We start from the raw sequence: 16398 nt of genomic DNA, 5'->3' as shown, positions 1-16398 counted from the left end.
CAGCTCATTGATATAAATACGCTTGATTTTCTGTGACAGTGATAAACACTCATGGTTAATTATTTAAGATAGATGCAGTAGAGATGCCCATCAAATTTACTCACCACTTCCTGAGCATTAACAATTGCCCATCTGTATTCATTTTCCCAAAAAACAAGATTGGGCGTACGTTTTGTATATCTTTCTAAAATTTTCTGAATACTCTGTTTTTGGTTCTCATAAAATATTGTGTTCGCACTTGAAATTTGTCGACTCATTCGCCAACGGATTTTTTCTTCATAAAAAAGGAAATTCTCACCTTCATAAGGGGTAGTATTCATTGTCTATGATTCACAACTTCCTGAATGAGAATTTCAAAAAAAAGAATAAATTAATCATTATTTTATATTTACCCTTCTTATACAAAATCATTGCATCTTTAATATTCCCAGCACCAGGGTAAGATTACGAAAGCCCGCACCCCGCAAGGACTGACGCCAGGTAGTTTCTGTCCATGGCTGCTTTTCGCATCTTACTAATTTCACCGGTAGCAAGATTTTTATACGCAATAAAGTCAGCGCTCGCCGTCCGCAGGCGAGCGTCTTTAATTCGCCCGGCATCTCCGCCAGTATCGCTAAATAGCACCAGTATTTCTTCGTCATCATGTTGATACAGCCGCATAACTTGTTGATATTCTGTTGAATAAACGACCATCCTGGATCTCCTTTTCATTTAGAATTGCGCCCTGCTCCACGGCTTATCCCATCGGCACATGGCGTGCTACCGCCCCACCCTGATTGATGTATCTGCACGCAAAAAGGTTACACTTATCTCCGGGCTTACCCTATTGCACGGGGGCTTTTTCGGAATTCATAAAGAAAAAACCCGGCAGCTTTGAACTGACCGGGTTTAGATTTATCAACCAGATAGCAGCGTTATCAGCTAATTTGCTCCATCGCCTGCAAAATACGCTTATCTGATATCGGATACGGTGTACCGAGTTGTTGGGCGAAATAACTGACGCGCAGCTCTTCTATCATCCAACGGATCTCTTTTACGTCTTCATCCTCACGACGTGCTGGCGGCAGTTTGTTGATCCATTGCTGCCATGCCTGTTGAACGTTTTCAACTTTCAGCATCTGAGCGCGATCACGATGCGGATCAACCGCCAGTTTCTCCAGGCGTTTTTCAATCGCCTGCAAATAACGCAGCGTGTCGCCCAGACGTTTGAAGCCATTCCCGGTGACAAAGCCGCGATACACCAGCCCGCTCATCTGCGCTTTAATGTCCGAGAGTCCCAACGCCATCGTCATATCAACACGCCCTTTCAGCCGTTTGTTGATATTGAACACCCCCGTGAGGATTTGTTCGACCTGCTTCGCAATATCCACCACCGTGTCGTTCAGTTCTGCCCGCACTTTTTCATGCAACGCAGCAAAACCTTCTTCGGTCCAGACCGGACCACCGTTGGCGTCAATCAGTTTATCCACGCCACAGGAGATACAATCGTCGATCAGCTCCAGAACTTTACCATACGGGTTAAAGTACAGCCCCAGCTTGGCTTTGTTTGGCAACTTCTCATGCAAATACTTGATGGGCGATGGAATATTCAGCAGCAGTAAACGGCGAAGACCATTCCACATCGCTTGCTTCTGTTCGAGCGGGTTATCAAACAGTTTGATCGCCACGCTGTCGCGTTCATCCACCAGAGCAGGCCACGCCTTGACTTTGTAGTTGCCACGTTTCTGCTCGTAGCTTTCCGGCAGTTTACCAAAGCTCCAGATATGCAGGCCACTCTGCTCAATGCCGTCATCGGCCACTGCAGACAACGTTTCCTGTACTTTGCCTTTCAGCGCATCTTTCAGATCCTGTAATGAGCGCCCTTCTTTTAGCTTCTTGTTTTTGTCATCCACTACACGGAAGGTGATTTTCAGGTGATCGGGCACCTGATCCCAATGCCAGTCTTCGCGGTCAACGGTGACGCCAGTCATCCGCCTCAGTTCGCGCTCAAGGCTGTCGAGCAACGGCAGTTCCAGCGGCGTGACGCGGCCTAAAAACGCTTCGGCGTAGTTTGGCGCAGGTACAAAATTACGGCGTACCGGTTTCGGCAACGATTTTATCAGTGCAATAACCAGCTCACGGCGCAGGCCTGGGATCTGCCATTCAAACCCGCTCTCCTCAACCTGGTTAAGTAACGGCAGCGGAATATGCACGGTCACGCCGTCAGCATCCGCTCCCGGCTCAAACTGATAACTTAAACGCAGCTTGAGATTGCCCTGATGCCAGAAGTTCGGATAATCCAGCTTGCTGATCTTTTCTGCGCCCTCTTTAATCAACATGCTCTTTTCAAAGTTGAGCAAATCAGGCGTATCGCGGCTGACTTTTTTCCACCAGCTGTCGAAGTGACGTGCGGAGATCACATCGTGGCTGATGCGCTGGTCGTAAAACTCAAACAACGTTTCGTCATCAACCAGAATATCGCGACGACGCGTTTTGTGTTCCAGTTCTTCCACTTCCGCGCGCAGTTTAAGATTCTCACGGAAGAAAGCGTGACGCGTCTGCCAGTCTCCTTCCACCAGCGCATGCCGGATAAAGAGTTCGCGGCACAACGCCGGATCAATCTGGCTGTAGTTAACCTTACGCGCGGCAACAATCGGCAGGCCATAGACGGTGACTTTTTCCGTCGCCATGACTGCGCCCTGCGCCCGTTCCCAGTGCGGTTCACTGTAGGTACGTTTGAGCAGGTGCTGGGCGACGGGCTCCACCCATTCCGGATCGATGCGCGCGGCAATACGCCCCCACAGGCGGCTGGTTTCTACCAACTCCGCTACCATCACCCATTTCGGCGGTTTTTTGAATAAACCGGAACCAGGGAAGATGGAGAAACGCGCGTTACGTGCGCCGGTATATTCCTGTTTATCGGCATCTTTCATCCCGATATGCGAAAGCAATCCGGTCAGCAACGCGATATGAATTTCACGATACTCTGCCGGTTCGCTGTTAACCGGAATGCCGAGTTCTTTCACCACCTGACGCAACTGGGTATAGATGTCCTGCCATTCGCGTACACGCAGATAGTTGAGGTAATCGGTGCGACACAGTCGACGGAAGGCGTTCGAAGAGAGCGCTTTTTGTTGTTCGCCGAGATAATTCCACAGATTCACAAACGCGAGGAAATCGGACTCCTTATCATGGAAGCGACGATGTTTTTCATCCGATGCCTGCTGCTTGTCCATTGGCCGCTCGCGCGGGTCCTGAATAGAGAGCGCGGAAGTGATAATCATCGCCTCACGCACGCAACCGTGTTTCTGCGCTTCCAGCACCATACGAGCCAGACGTGGGTCAACGGGTAGTTGTGATAACTGGCGACCAAGCGGCGTTAGTTTATAGGCGCTGGCCTGTTCATCCGTGGTGATGGCTCCCAGCTCTTCGAGCAGACGAACACCATCCTGAATATTGCGTTTATCCGGCGCTTCAACAAACGGGAACGCGGCAATATCGCCCAGCCCCAGCGCGGTCATCTGCAAAATAACCGATGCCAGGTTAGTACGCAGAATTTCCGGGTCGGTAAACTCCGGGCGCGAGAGGAAATCGTCTTCCGAATAGAGACGAATACAGATCCCTTCGGACACACGTCCGCAGCGACCTTTACGCTGATTAGCTGAAGCCTGCGAAATCGGCTCAATCGGCAAACGCTGCACTTTAGTACGATAGCTGTAGCGGCTGATACGCGCCGTGCCGGGATCGATAACGTATTTAATACCCGGCACGGTCAGCGAGGTTTCCGCGACGTTGGTCGCCAGCACAATTCGCCGTCCACTGTGCGACTGGAACACGCGGTTCTGTTCGCTGTTAGACAGTCGCGCATAAAGCGGCAGAATTTCCGTATGGCGTAAGTTCAGCTTGTTCAGCGCATCGGCGGTATCGCGAATTTCCCGTTCGCCACTCATAAAGATCAGAATGTCACCCGGGCTTTCCTGGCTTAATTCGTCCACGGCATCGAAAATCGCCTGCAACTGGTCACGTTCGGTGTCATCCGCTTCTTCAACAATCGGACGATAACGAACTTCTACCGGATAAGTCCGACCGGAGACTTCGATGATCGGCGCATTATTAAAATGGCGTGAAAAACGTTCCGGATCGATGGTCGCCGAGGTGATGATCACTTTCAGGTCCGGGCGACGCGGCAGCAGCTCTTTCAGGTAGCCGAGCAGAAAATCAATGTTCAGGCTACGTTCATGCGCTTCGTCGATGATGATGGTGTCGTATTGCATCAACAGGCGATCTTGCTGGATTTCTGCCAGCAGAATCCCGTCAGTCATCAGCTTGACCATCGTGTTATCGCTAACGTGATCGCTAAAACGGACTTTATAGCCGATACAGCCGCCCGGCTCCGTTTTCAGCTCTTCGGCAATACGATTCGCCACCGTTCGTGCTGCCAGTCGACGCGGCTGGGTATGGCCAATCAGCCCTTTAATCCCGCGTCCCAGCTCCATGCAGATTTTCGGTAGCTGTGTGGTTTTACCGGAACCCGTTTCCCCGGCAACGATAACGACCTGGTGGTCACGAATTGCTTCGAGAATGTCCTGTTTTTTCTGGCTAACCGGTAAATTGTCCGGATAAGTAATGTCCGGACGTGCCGCTTCACGCAGCAGAACTTTCCCTGCCGCCTGGTCAATTTCTTTCGCCATCTCCTGGAAAATAGCCTGTTGTGCATCAGGATTTTTAACCTTCTTCACGCCGTGCAGACGGCGAGAAAAGCGCAGTCTGTCACGCAGCATTAGCGTATCAAGTCGCTGCTGCAAGGCATTGAAAGTCAATTTTTGTTGTTCTGTCATAACGTTAGAGGGCAGCGTAGTGCCTGATTAAAGTTCTTTTAAATGATAGATATAGAGTACCACATCGCGGCTTTTTATGTGTTGTTCAATAAATTCGAACATAGGCTTCGATATATTGCGCTATCTCTGTGGCAGGATTGTGAATAAAGTGTCAACAAGCAACGGGGCATCGCCCATTCAAACATCTATAAGGAAACACCATGAGCAAGGTATTAGTTCTTAAATCCAGCATCCTGGCAGGGTACTCTCAGTCAAATCAGTTGTCCGATTATTTTGTTGAACAGTGGCGTGAAAAACATTCCGCTGATGAAATCACCGTTCGTGACCTGGCGGCAAATCCGATCCCGGTCCTGGATGGTGAACTGGTTGGCGCTCTGCGTCCGAGCGATGCGCCATTAACCCCGCGTCAGCAGGAAGCCCTGGCACTTTCTGATGAACTGATTGCCGAGCTGAAAGCTCATGATGTCATCGTTATTGCAGCACCGATGTACAACTTCAACATCTCAACTCAGCTGAAAAACTATTTTGACCTGGTTGCGCGCGCAGGCGTTACTTTCCGTTACACCGAGAACGGCCCTGAAGGTCTGGTCACGGGTAAAAAAGCCATTGTTATTACCAGCCGTGGCGGGATCCATAAAGATGGACCAACGGATCTGGTGACGCCATATCTGTCCACGTTCCTGGGCTTTATCGGCATTACTGATGTGAAATTTGTCTTCGCTGAAGGGATCGCGTACGGTCCGGAAATGGCAGCAAAAGCGCAGGCAGATGCAAAAGCGACAATTGATAGCATAGTTGCTGCATAATCGGACTGACAGATAGTAATGTGGGCTGCTCTGCTAAATCGTGCAGTCCACACTTACCCGCTTAGACGCAAACTACCTGACTGCCGATATCATGGCGGTTATGGTCGCCTACGCGGTTAACTATGAATGAAGAAGAAAAACGGGGCCAGCAACAATACTCAGCCGGCTCCTTGTCGCAATACGCTCCGGCCTTCAGCTGTCACGACGCACCGCCATCGAAACCGTAAAGATCCCCCACTCATCGATCCGTTGTGTACATTTATCAAATCCGGCATCACGCACTAGCGAATCCATCTCCCCTTGCGAACGCACGCGCATGACCCACGGCTTGCCATCTTTATGACTGGTTAACACTCCGGCTATCATTTCCAGTTGTGGATGCCAGGGCTGCCCGGTATAGATGAGAATACCGCCCGGTTCGATGGCATTCGTCAGACCAGCGAGTGAGTTTTTCACCTGCGCATTTTCGGGAAAAAGCTCATAGAGGCCAGATACAATCGCCAATGTAGGCCGCGGAGTTAACGCGCTGAGTTCTGTCGGGTTAAACGCATCGCCTTGTTCAAAACGCGCGCGCCCAGACATCCCCCGTAGGGCAATCATCTCTTGCCCTTGTGCAACATTTAACTCACTGTAATCACGTAACAAAATATCGCTTACAGCAGACTCGTTCTCCAGCGCATCCAGTACATAGCGTCCATGCCCTGCTGCAATATCAATCACGCGGACAGGTAAACCTTTGGCGTTGAGATCGGCAACGGCCTGTTTAATCAGCATTTGTAAATGGGTTTTGCGCTGGCGAATACCACGCCAGCCGATACTGTTCAGGTATATTTTGTCGATTAAGCGCCCAAATGCGTTACTGCCTTGCGGTTTATTTTGATAGACATAATCCAGCGTGCTGCCAGAATCAAAACCAGTGTTCATTCCAAGATGCAGGCCCGCAGATTGCGCCCCGAACAATTTCATCGCCTTACGCATAAAGCGATACGCCATATCAACTGGCGATAATGGTACCTGACCACCTGAAAGCAGCCGCCATCTATCCGCCGATGGCCCTAAGCGATCTTCATGCTGATAATCAAATCTTTGCGACTTGTTAGCATATAATCGACTAATAAAGCTTTGCATTTTTTCAAATGCCTGTGCCCTGTTCTCTTCACCCAACGTGTCGTGATAAAAACCCGGTAGCAGATGCAGCTCTTTCATAGGGCTACGTAATCGCTGATAAAAATCAATTTGCGGTTGGCGATGCACAACATAGTCGTCGCCCGATATCAGAAGTTGCGTGGGAAGCGTAATCGCCATCGCATCGCTAACAATACGTTCAGACGTTTTATAGAGATCGAGCAAAATATTGACGGCAATCGCCCGTGTAATCAGCGGGTCATTATTGAAACTCGCCACCCGTTCCCGATCGTGGGTCAAATAGCGCCCTTTCACATAGGAATTAATAAAAAACAGGCCACGCAGACGATGCAATAGCGCCAGTCCCGGGCGCGCAAATGGTACATACAATTTTACTTTAAAGGCCGGAGAAGCCAGCACCAACCCGCGAATGCCTGGTGCATAATCATGCGCCCATGTAGCAGCCAACACTGCGCCGACGCTTTGCGCGATAACGACAACATCTTCCAGTCCGGCCTGGCTATCGCTGGCAGCAAAACGGACAAATTCATCGACATCCTGCACTGACCGTGTAAGTGATGGGCTATAACCACGCGGCCCCGAAGTTTTTCCATGCCCTCGGGCATCCCATGCATAAAAAGCAGTATCTGGCATCGCCAGTTCATCAACAATATGTTGCAATCGACCAGAATGTTCATGCCCGCGATGAAATAAGACGATGACTTTTTTCACCCCTGACTGTATGGCGGGCCAGTGGCGATAAAACAATACGGTATTATCACTGGTGGTAAAAAAATGTTCCCCAGGGATGCGTGAATTTTCCATTTTCTCTATTTTCCTTCAGTAACAGCAGTAGCGAATAAAATAAAAAAATACCGGGGCGGTGAAAATTAATGAGTCAATCCTGTCAAGGAGTCCGCCATGTCCTGGTAATAGTGTGCCACTGTCTTTAACCCCGATATCACGCTTGATAGCTGACATCACCACATCGCCGCAAAAGCCACTAAGACCAATTAACAAACCCGCCAATAATGCCTGCGGTGCATTTAACGGTGTCAGTAATGGTCCAGTGATCAGCGCTATCATCATGGTGGTGATTACGCCTCCTGCCAGGCCCTCCAGCGTTTTCCCCGGACTAACGTTGGGTACCACTTTTCTCCTGCCGTAGGATTTCCCCCATAAATACTGCGCAATATCATTTGACTCGGTTAATGCCAGCAGAAATAACACCAGCAACGCGCCCCCCTGAATATTTATGGACGGCAACATCAATAACCAGGCTGCATGACTCAGCGCAAAAATCGTCATTATCCAACCCATGAAGATGTGACTGACGAAATTCAGAAAATCTGCTGTTTCACCGGAGAATGCCCGCCATGTAGCCAATATAAGAAAGCTTGACAGTGGTATAAATAGTAGAAATAACTCAAATCGATTAAAGCCTATAAGCAAATAGTTAAGGGGGATGATTAGATATAACCAACTCGGGTATTGCGCGGAGATAAGCGTAAAATATTCTTTCAACGCCCAGAAACTCAGTAGTGTAAAAAAAGTCAACGTAATCCAACGCGGGCCTGATATTGCCAGTGAAAAACAAATGACGATGCCCCACCAACTACGAATACGTAATGTGACTTCATCCCCTTTTCTCTCTGGTAAACGCCAATCCAGATAACAGTTTATCAAAGTTGCTAAAATTAACAGTAAAAATATTATTACCAGCGATTTTTCGAGCATTATTTTTTTGCTCCAGGGGGAAACACGCTTCTACAACGATTAATTGCAGTCCAGAAAATAAGAATTACCGCAACACCCCATAAAATATTATTCCATTGCATCCACTGTGGATGAATAGCAATAACAATACCCCAAAGACCAAAAAACAATGCGCGATCACTTTTACCTAATGGCCCGGCATAACTGCGGATACCACTAATTGTCTGTGCCAGTAAACCGCAGAACTCAGTCAAAACAGCCCCAAATAACATCAACATCACGAGTGGCGTGTTACTGTAAGGTAAAAATAAAAATGGGGAATAGAGAGCCATATCAGAAATAACATCGCCAATTTCATTTAATATCGCGCCAAGATGTGTTACCTGGTTATACTCTCGCGCCAACATGCCATCCAGCGCATTGAACGCCATACGAACAAAAAGCACGATGGGTAATAGCAGAAACACGATGGGTTGCGGTACTAAAATCAATAGCAAACCGGTAATAAGAGAAAGCGCCAAAGCAGCAAGAGTGATGTGATTTGCTGTGAAATGGTGCTTGTGAAGCCAAAACATCGTTGGTCTTAACAGCGACTGAAAAAGCGGTTTAATCTGATAGAGTGTCATTATCAATCCTTGATAATTCAGTTTGCGATATGTTGTATCAACTCACCTAATGGAGAGTGTTGCAATATCAAGATAATTTTGAAAAATATGAAAGCACAAGAATTATAATTTTTATATCACATATAATTACCCTCATATTTATATCATGGTACAAAATGCTACTTTACAAGTCAATGAATCATATCCAACGTCTTCATTGCCTGTTCCCGGATAGTTCGTGTTTTACCCTGAAGCGCCAGTTGACGAATTAACTGCGGATCGGGATTTGCCAATTCTAATACCAGTAACGGTTCGCGTTTTAGTCTTGCCGACAACACATTAGCGGGAAAATGGGGATTATTCATCGCCACAATCCGCCACTCTGAATCAGTTTCTGCCGCCAGTGCCGCAGGTGGTGTGTGTCGATTGTTAAGTGCGCCTAATTTGAAAAATGTCAGATTATTTTTTGCCAGCGAACTCCACCAAATGCGGTCCGGTTCTTTTGCCAACTTATCCAGTTGCGCTAACGCATCAGAGTCAAGTGCATAATAAACACGTAACGCTTCGTTAACTTGCGCACGGGTACTGTTTTCCTGCCTGAGAAAAAACTTCGCCCAAATATCATTGCGTGGCATATTTTGCTGCAATTTATTCAATACTACGGCGGGCAAATTATCCCAACTAAATAAGGCACTCTCTAAATAGGCCCAGTCTTCCAAACGTATCAGGGTAGCGGCATTCAATAGCATCTGGTTATCAACTTCACCGTTGCTAATCAGTTCAGACAAAATCATATCGGCACTGGTTTCATATGCGGCTGAATCTGCTTCAGGATGATGTTTTCGATGCGATAAAGCGCGTTGCCAAATTTTTTGTTTCATCGCCGTACTCAGATACTTATTTTTCGCCAGATTACTCCACCCTTCTGGATCGTTGAAACGTGTCAAGAACCATTGTAAAGCAGCGTCTGAATGAATTACCTGCATGTCCCGACAGCAAAAGGAGGCAGGAAATTTTCCCGCCATCTTTTTAATAAACTTAAACTGTAAGTTATCTGGCAATGCTAAAAATAACGCATTTATTAAATTATCGTCAGTTTCGAATTTTTGGTATAAATATGCTGCAATTTTGTCACTCTCTTCTGGCGTCATCCGCAACAATTGACCATGGTGTTTCATATCTGCAAGCTTAAACGCTAAACTTTTGACAACATCGTTTGATGAATCGTTCGCTAACCGCATTGCCTGATTGTAAGTGAGTTGTCCTTCAGCGCCGACCTGACGAATAGCAGGTTCATCACTGCGGATATAGCCATCTATTATTGATTCGGGCAATAACCACGCATCTTTATAAAGCCCCTGAATGATCATGTCCCAGTCTCTTTTCGCCAGATTCATGACGATATCCAGAGGGAGATCTTCACGTAGAGCAAGATTCAGCGGGCCGACGCCATCAGGTAGAAGACTCATTCGCGTCATTATTTCGACAGAGAGAGGTTCACGGTCGAGCAATCCCATAACAACTGGTTGGTAACCCAATTGCTGATCGGTTAGCTCCAGAATCTCATTATCAGGCATATATCTCGCCATACTCTCGATCGTTTGTTCATCATTGCTATTAATAAGTTGTTTGCGTAAGTTTGCTGAAATTCCTTTAAGTGTTGGCAGTGTTCGCATTACGGCAAGATCAAATGTCGCAATGTCTCGGCCTTCAAATGCAGCTACTTTGCCTTCATCCAGCATTTGTAACTCCTGAGCTAATTCTGGAGAAAGATTAGGGCGAAACAGCGCCCCCTTTTCCATCTGATTACAGACATTTCCTGCCATGCGAATATTACTTCGCTTAAACAACCCTTGCAGAGCATTCTCATCATTTATTACACCCCAGAAATATGCATCAGGATTTATTAGTACCAGCGCTTTTTTAATATTTTCAGTGTCATTTTTATCACTGGCGCGCACCGTGAATTCACTATTTGTCGAAGATACAACAACAGGTGCAATTATGTCATTGATAAATATCCCGCGCGCATTGATATTCCCCTTAATCGTAGACGGATTATCGTAATATGAGTCGATGAATACCAGTCCGCTTGCGTTTATCGAACCGGTAATTAGCAGTGGCGAATCTGTTACTATATTCGTTGCTGTCACGTTGCCGAGAATAACCCATGGGTTAGAAAGTGAGTAAGTGGAAATGTCACCCTTGACAGTCAAATTACCAAGAACAATCAACTTTTCATTACTTTCTATATTCCCTTCCACCACTAAATCACCACGATGCACTTTCCAGTCCGGTGCAGATAAACCGACGGGGACAAGATTAACGCTACCGTTGATAGCTTGTTCAACTTGCTGTTTATCTTCAGCTGTAGCCACAGAAAAAAATGGTTCAATATCAACTTCATTTGCAACACATCGAAGTTCCGCCTCTGCTGGAAGACTCAGCATAAACAGGGGAAGTAAACGTATCCAGCCGCAAATCCTGGCCTTAAACATATGCACTCCATGCCATTAAAAAGGGAAACAAAATGCTTCCCTGATGTGAAATTAGTTATTCTCGTGAAATGCTCTCTAACGTTGCCAGCACATCCGCAGAAAGATGCAATTTTTCAGCAGCCATATTCTCCCGTAGATGCTCAACAGATGACGTTCCAGGAATCAGCAAAATATTCGGTGAACGCTGTAACAGCCACGCCAGCGCCACCTGCATCGGCGTCGCGCCAAGGCTTGCAGCAACATCGGAAAGCGTGGAGGATTGCAACGGCGTAAAACCACCAAGCGGGAAGAACGGTACATAGGCGATACCGTCACGCGCCAGCGCATTGATCAACGCATCGTCGGCGCGGTGCGCGATGTTGTATTCGTTCTGCACGCAGACAATTTCCGCAATTTTACGCGCTTCAGCGACCTGCGTCGGCGTGACGTTGCTCAGGCCGATATGCTTCACCAGCCCCTGCTGTTGCAATTCGGCCAGTACGGTAAAGTGGGCTTCAATCGCCCCTTCTGCCGGGCCGTGACCGTCGCCGAGCATCACGCGCAGGTTAACCACATCCAGCACGTCCAGGCCGAGGTTACGCAGGTTATCGTGTACTGCTTGCTTGAGCTCCTCAGGGGAGAATGCCGGAATCCATGAAGCATCGTTCCCGCGACGCGCGCCAATTTTAGTGACAATTGTCAGATCGTCAGGATAAGGATGTAACGCTTCGCGGATAATCTGATTGGTGACATGCGGACCATAAAAATCGCTGGTATCGATATGATTGACGCCCAATGCCAGCGCTTCACGTAAAACCGTAATAGCAACATGGCGATCTTTTGGCGGCCCGAAAACACCGGGACCAGCCAACTGCATCGCGCCATACCCCAGTCGTATTACCGATTTTGAACCAAGAGTAAACGTACCACTGTTGTTGCTCATAACACCCTGTCCTGTTTAAGGCAGATTAAGAACCCACAGTATAGAAATGAACGCACTGGGAGGGCATGTGTAATAAATGCGAATGTGTAAAAAAACATGCAGGATGCGCTTTGCTTATCCGGCAAACTGATTTTCTACCCCCTGTAGATTAACGGTATTTCCTGTTCCCGTAACGTTGTTTCCGCGTTTCGTCTGTTGACTCAGTTGCAGTGGTATCCGCAGCCCATGTCTGGCTACTTAACGCCATCGCAACACATGCAGACAACAATTTTTCCCTATGCATATATAACTCCTTAAAAATAGTTCTCGTGTAACAAACTTCGCAAAACTTGAAGGCAGAAAGCACTAAATGCTTACAGCGAAATATTCAATAAACAAAAGTTATTTTATTTACATAGCGAACATTAAGGTGAAGCATATTTAAAATAACACCATGGCATTCGTTAAAATATATTGCACACAGAAAACAGTTCAAACAAACATTCAGGAAGAAGAGAGAAAATACATTAATGACGCCATTTGCGTAGCGAATGAATTATTTAATTACACCCATCGTAATAGTGAATTTCAATTAACCGCCGAGATAATAAAAGAGCATATAAGTAACATCGATAACAATAACTCACGCACTAATAATGACCGGCATTATAGAAACACTAATATAAATGTTTTGTTTCTAAAGGTAATTTATTTTCGCAACCATTTACCATTAATCCCCTGTACATATTCACCCGGCTTCGCGCGAGCGACAAGTTTTTGCCCTGCCAGTTTTGCTATCTCATCCGTGGATACCTTATTTTGCTTTGCCAGTTGCTGGTAGCTACGATTACGAGCTTCATTAATATCTCTTACTAATGCCTGTGTTTCGGCATCCGTTTCCAGCGCAACCACGTAACCGTTAAGCGTTTCACCGACCCGCCCCTGACTTCTGGCTTCGTTCAGGGTTAATGCCATCGCACTGCTGCTCATCAGGCCAATAATCCACACCATTATGAGTAATGTTCTTTTCATCGTTACCTCAAAAAAGATCGCTACGGGTTTTGAGCAAATCTTCAACGTCTTTGTCCGCCTTGATGACGATCTCATGCTCAATTTTAACGTTCATATTGATGGTAATCGGCTCTTTCGGCGCAGCCACTTCAATGCGCGGCGTACAGCCAACTAACATAAAAGAGGACGCCAACGTGGCTATCACTATTTTCATTGTTTTTCCTCACACTCTTTTCCTGATGGGCAGCCTGTTTCCGGCAGCCGGGCATTCTGCTCCAGCCATGCCTGGAGATTATCGCCAAAGCGTAAACTACGCCATAACATAAAAATATTCTCTTCATGACTGTAATTCAGATTCACCGTGCCTGTTTTGCCATCAACACGACTATTACCGCTGATCGTTGCCTGCATGGTTAACACACCAAGATTATCTAAATTAATTTTTGTCGATGAACGACTAATTTCCATATAACGCAACCAGTTAATGGCAGTTCCAGCGGTCATATTGTCTTTTGCTACTGCATCCGCCGTATCTTTATCCAGACGTAAGGTCATGGGACCTGAGTTTGCCAGCCAACCATCTTTTACAATCCATTTTTCATTATTCAGCCATAATGGTAATGCCCCACTAAATGCCCCTGACATCGCGAATTGTTTCGGGTTGACGGCGCTAACCAGTTCACTGGATGAGAGATTATTCAGGCGCAATAGTGCCGGATCGTGCTGCGGCATACGTAATTGTTTCATCAGCACGTTACCGCCTAAAACATCAACACTCACATTGGTCAGTAGCAAGGGTTCGTCTTCGGTCCACGGATAACGCCCCTGAAGATCGGCAGTAATATTTTTTGCCGTCACAAGGTTAACCACTTCAGCAATGCGTAATGATACAGGTCGCCGTGTTCCCAGATACCACGCACCGTCGCCAAAACGGAACGGTAGTACAAAATCGACGCCGTTGACCTGGTTATCAGGCATCCAGGCGCTGCCACCTTTTAATACGCCATGACCACCCGCACGGAAGCCTTGATCAGGCGCCGCGGAAAAGGCTACCTGAGCATACAACTCGCCATCGCGTAGTTTCATCTTCCAGTCAGGTGGCACTAGCGGCTGAAATACAGTGAGCGATTGTTTTGGCCACCAAGCGTTGCCACGCAGACGAATACCGTCCCAGCGCCCATTTACCCGTACCGGACCAATCTCGCCAGCATGTAAATCACCTTTGAAGAGGAAATACGTTGGTTCGCGCCCTTCAACACTAAATTTTAAGGTTGATGGCGGTAACACGCTGCCCCCCGTGAACAGCGTTTGCCCTGCATCCAGCGAAAGCGCACCACTAAAAGACGGATTCTGTGGGTCGCGTACCCAGACAACAGGTTTCTCAAGAATTAAGCGCGGCGTTTTCACCGTCATCGTGCCATATTGCAACTGATCGAAACCGGTCGAGAGATCGGTAAGCGTAATCGTGCTGTCATGCCACTCGCCTTTTCCTGCGACCTCCCAGGTAGCATTCATCGGGGTAAAACTGCCTTTTCCCCAGTAACGCCACTGCCAGCGTCCTGCATCCGGGAGAAAATCTTTTGCCTGCCCATCCATGTGTAGTACAAAGTCGCCCAATTCATTTTCATGAGCCTGCAAAATGGCCTGCAAGCGACCGTCCACACCGCGCTGCGTCACTTTTACGCCAGCTAAAGGCCAGCGGATTTCGTCAATGTCCAGCGAATCGATGACTCTCCCTTTAGAGCGTAACAATGCGCCCGGTTCAAAGGCCAGCGTTGGGTCAGCCAGACTTCCGCTTAACTGTGCCGGTAAGCGGGCATATAAAATGAGATCTGCCTGTTTCGCCTCGCCTGTCAGTTGAAGTGGCATTTGGCTGTTATCCATGCTTAATTTTCCTGGACCAAAATTAAGCACCGCGTTGCCTTTTCCCGCTTGCCCCTGAGTCAACACACTCAGACGACCACTGACCAACGCGTCCTCAAGCCCTGCCTGCCAGTTGTCGACTTTGATACCCAGTCGCCCACTCAGGGGAAAACCTACATATGGCCAGCTCCAGCGACCATCACTTACCGTCAATTGCTGACGGGTAATTTCCCACGGTAAATCGAGCAACGGATCACCGTTATCTCGTGCCATCACAATCAATTGCCCACTATTTTCCTGCCATTCTAGCTCGGCATCCACCAGTGACGGTTCCTGCGGCAAATTCAACGTCGCGGTCGCATGACCACTTACCGGAAGCCCATCCGGCACTAGCGGCAGAGTAAATTCCCCCACCAGTTTTATCGGCGGCTGATTTTCAAACGCGGCGACATCCAGTTCGCTGACGGTAAGTTGTTGCCCTTTAAGCTGGCCTTGAAATTTGACTTTTTCGCCCTGATAACGCAGTTGCTGGATATCAGCGGTCAATGCGAGAGAGAGTTTTCCCTGCCATTCCTGCCAGGGAGAAAAAATCAGTTTATCAATATTGATCCAGGTGTTAGGCAACATAGCTTGCCACTGCGCGAGGGTTTTCGGCGCTGCGGGAGAGGGTTCTTCCTGTGGCAGTTTCGCCAGGCAAGCAGAGTCAAGTTCTACAGAACCGACATTCAATAACCAACGGCTGGGATGTGAAAGGCTGGCGTTGGTGATATGTGCAAGCTGGCAATCTCCTACCAGATAACGGAGATCGGGAATGATTAAGCCTTTACGTGTAATACGTGGACTTTCATCCAATGCGATACGTGTACCGAGCGGTAGCCAGATACCCGCCAGCGTGGGAACCCACAACCCGAGCGTCATCAGTAGCGTCAACGGCACAAGAATAATCAGTAATAGCAGCGCGAGAACGGCTTTATATTTACCCAACATGGGTAGTTAATATCCTGATTTAGCGAAAAATTAAGCAGTCAATACAGGTATTGTGGCATGTTTAACCGT

Annotated in this window: 11 protein-coding genes and 3 pseudogenes; 1 reads left to right on the top strand and 13 read right to left on the bottom strand. The window is 47.6% G+C overall.

The window, feature by feature from the left end:
• Positions 1-59: 59 nt before the first annotated feature.
• From H9644_RS09445 to hrpA, 4 genes and pseudogenes are all read right to left on the bottom strand, one after another.
• Complete coding sequence (locus H9644_RS09445; protein ID WP_074399469.1) at positions 60-320, bottom strand: hypothetical protein; 261 nt, start codon at positions 318-320, stop codon at positions 60-62.
• Positions 321-444: 124 nt separating this feature from the next.
• Positions 445-513 (bottom strand): annotated as a pseudogene (locus H9644_RS21565) (hypothetical protein); the annotation flags it as partial.
• A gap of 9 nt (positions 514-522) precedes the next feature.
• A pseudogene (locus tag H9644_RS21935) lies at positions 523-660 on the bottom strand (DUF2262 domain-containing protein); the annotation flags it as partial.
• A gap of 257 nt (positions 661-917) precedes the next feature.
• Positions 918-4817 carry an ATP-dependent RNA helicase HrpA gene (gene hrpA, locus H9644_RS09435; protein ID WP_064527398.1) on the bottom strand — a complete coding sequence of 1300 codons (3900 nt, stop codon included), beginning with the start codon at positions 4815-4817 and terminating at the stop codon, positions 918-920.
• A gap of 200 nt (positions 4818-5017) precedes the next feature.
• Here hrpA and azoR point away from each other — a divergent pair, with 200 nt between their 5' ends.
• Positions 5018-5623, top strand: a complete 606-nt coding sequence (gene azoR, locus H9644_RS09430; protein ID WP_064527396.1) for an FMN-dependent NADH-azoreductase — start codon at positions 5018-5020, stop codon at positions 5621-5623.
• 192 nt (positions 5624-5815) lie between these two features.
• Here azoR and H9644_RS09425 read toward each other — a convergent pair whose 3' ends face one another.
• From H9644_RS09425 to H9644_RS09390, 9 genes and pseudogenes are all read right to left on the bottom strand, one after another.
• The gene (locus tag H9644_RS09425; RefSeq protein ID WP_064527395.1) at positions 5816-7573 is read right to left on the bottom strand and encodes a bifunctional alpha/beta hydrolase/class I SAM-dependent methyltransferase; all 1758 of its coding nucleotides are present in this window, start codon (positions 7571-7573) and stop codon (positions 5816-5818) included.
• Positions 7574-7588: 15 nt separating this feature from the next.
• Entirely contained in the window at positions 7589-8485 is an 897-nt protein-coding gene (locus H9644_RS09420; RefSeq protein ID WP_105289323.1) for a phosphatidate cytidylyltransferase, read from the bottom strand.
• Positions 8485-9090, bottom strand: coding sequence for a CDP-alcohol phosphatidyltransferase family protein (locus H9644_RS09415; protein ID WP_064527387.1), 606 nt, complete (start codon positions 9088-9090; stop codon positions 8485-8487). Before H9644_RS09415 ends, H9644_RS09420 begins: the two co-directional genes overlap by 1 nt.
• Positions 9091-9260: 170 nt before the next feature.
• The gene (locus tag H9644_RS09410; protein WP_064527379.1) at positions 9261-11567 is read right to left on the bottom strand and encodes a DUF2773 domain-containing bactofilin; all 2307 of its coding nucleotides are present in this window, start codon (positions 11565-11567) and stop codon (positions 9261-9263) included.
• 55 nt (positions 11568-11622) lie between these two features.
• Positions 11623-12489 carry an aldo/keto reductase family oxidoreductase gene (locus H9644_RS09405; protein WP_064527377.1) on the bottom strand — a complete coding sequence of 289 codons (867 nt, stop codon included), beginning with the start codon at positions 12487-12489 and terminating at the stop codon, positions 11623-11625.
• Positions 12490-12667: 178 nt separating this feature from the next.
• Positions 12668-12772 (bottom strand): annotated as a pseudogene (locus H9644_RS21930) (hypothetical protein); the annotation flags it as partial.
• 404 nt (positions 12773-13176) lie between these two features.
• Positions 13177-13500: a YdbL family protein gene (locus tag H9644_RS09400; protein ID WP_064527375.1), complete on the bottom strand. Its 324-nt coding sequence runs from the start codon at positions 13498-13500 to the stop codon at positions 13177-13179.
• 7 nt (positions 13501-13507) lie between these two features.
• Entirely contained in the window at positions 13508-13693 is a 186-nt protein-coding gene (locus H9644_RS09395; RefSeq protein WP_064527373.1) for a YnbE family lipoprotein, read from the bottom strand.
• A complete protein-coding gene (locus tag H9644_RS09390) occupies positions 13690-16329 on the bottom strand; it encodes a YdbH family protein (RefSeq protein WP_191774298.1) in 2640 nt (879 codons plus the stop codon). The genes H9644_RS09395 and H9644_RS09390 overlap by 4 nt, the downstream gene beginning before the upstream one ends.
• Positions 16330-16398 lie beyond the last annotated feature (69 nt).

The organism is Escherichia whittamii (assembly GCF_014836715.1).
Lineage (GTDB): Bacteria > Pseudomonadota > Gammaproteobacteria > Enterobacterales > Enterobacteriaceae > Escherichia > Escherichia whittamii.
The sequence above is the reverse complement of the archived record's forward strand: the minus strand, read 5'-3'. Positions and strand labels throughout refer to the sequence as shown.

Coding starts and splice junctions, on each gene's coding strand:
- H9644_RS09445 (WP_074399469.1), bottom strand. CDS start 320: ATGAATACTACCCCTTATGAAGGTGAGAATTTCCTTTTTTATGAAGAA.
- hrpA (WP_064527398.1), bottom strand. CDS start 4,817: ATGACAGAACAACAAAAATTGACTTTCAATGCCTTGCAGCAGCGACTT.
- azoR (WP_064527396.1), top strand. CDS start 5,018: ATGAGCAAGGTATTAGTTCTTAAATCCAGCATCCTGGCAGGGTACTCT.
- H9644_RS09425 (WP_064527395.1), bottom strand. CDS start 7,573: ATGGAAAATTCACGCATCCCTGGGGAACATTTTTTTACCACCAGTGAT.
- H9644_RS09420 (WP_105289323.1), bottom strand. CDS start 8,485: ATGCTCGAAAAATCGCTGGTAATAATATTTTTACTGTTAATTTTAGCA.
- H9644_RS09415 (WP_064527387.1), bottom strand. CDS start 9,090: ATGACACTCTATCAGATTAAACCGCTTTTTCAGTCGCTGTTAAGACCA.
- H9644_RS09410 (WP_064527379.1), bottom strand. CDS start 11,567: ATGTTTAAGGCCAGGATTTGCGGCTGGATACGTTTACTTCCCCTGTTT.
- H9644_RS09405 (WP_064527377.1), bottom strand. CDS start 12,489: ATGAGCAACAACAGTGGTACGTTTACTCTTGGTTCAAAATCGGTAATA.
- H9644_RS09400 (WP_064527375.1), bottom strand. CDS start 13,500: ATGAAAAGAACATTACTCATAATGGTGTGGATTATTGGCCTGATGAGC.
- H9644_RS09395 (WP_064527373.1), bottom strand. CDS start 13,693: ATGAAAATAGTGATAGCCACGTTGGCGTCCTCTTTTATGTTAGTTGGC.
- H9644_RS09390 (WP_191774298.1), bottom strand. CDS start 16,329: ATGTTGGGTAAATATAAAGCCGTTCTCGCGCTGCTATTACTGATTATT.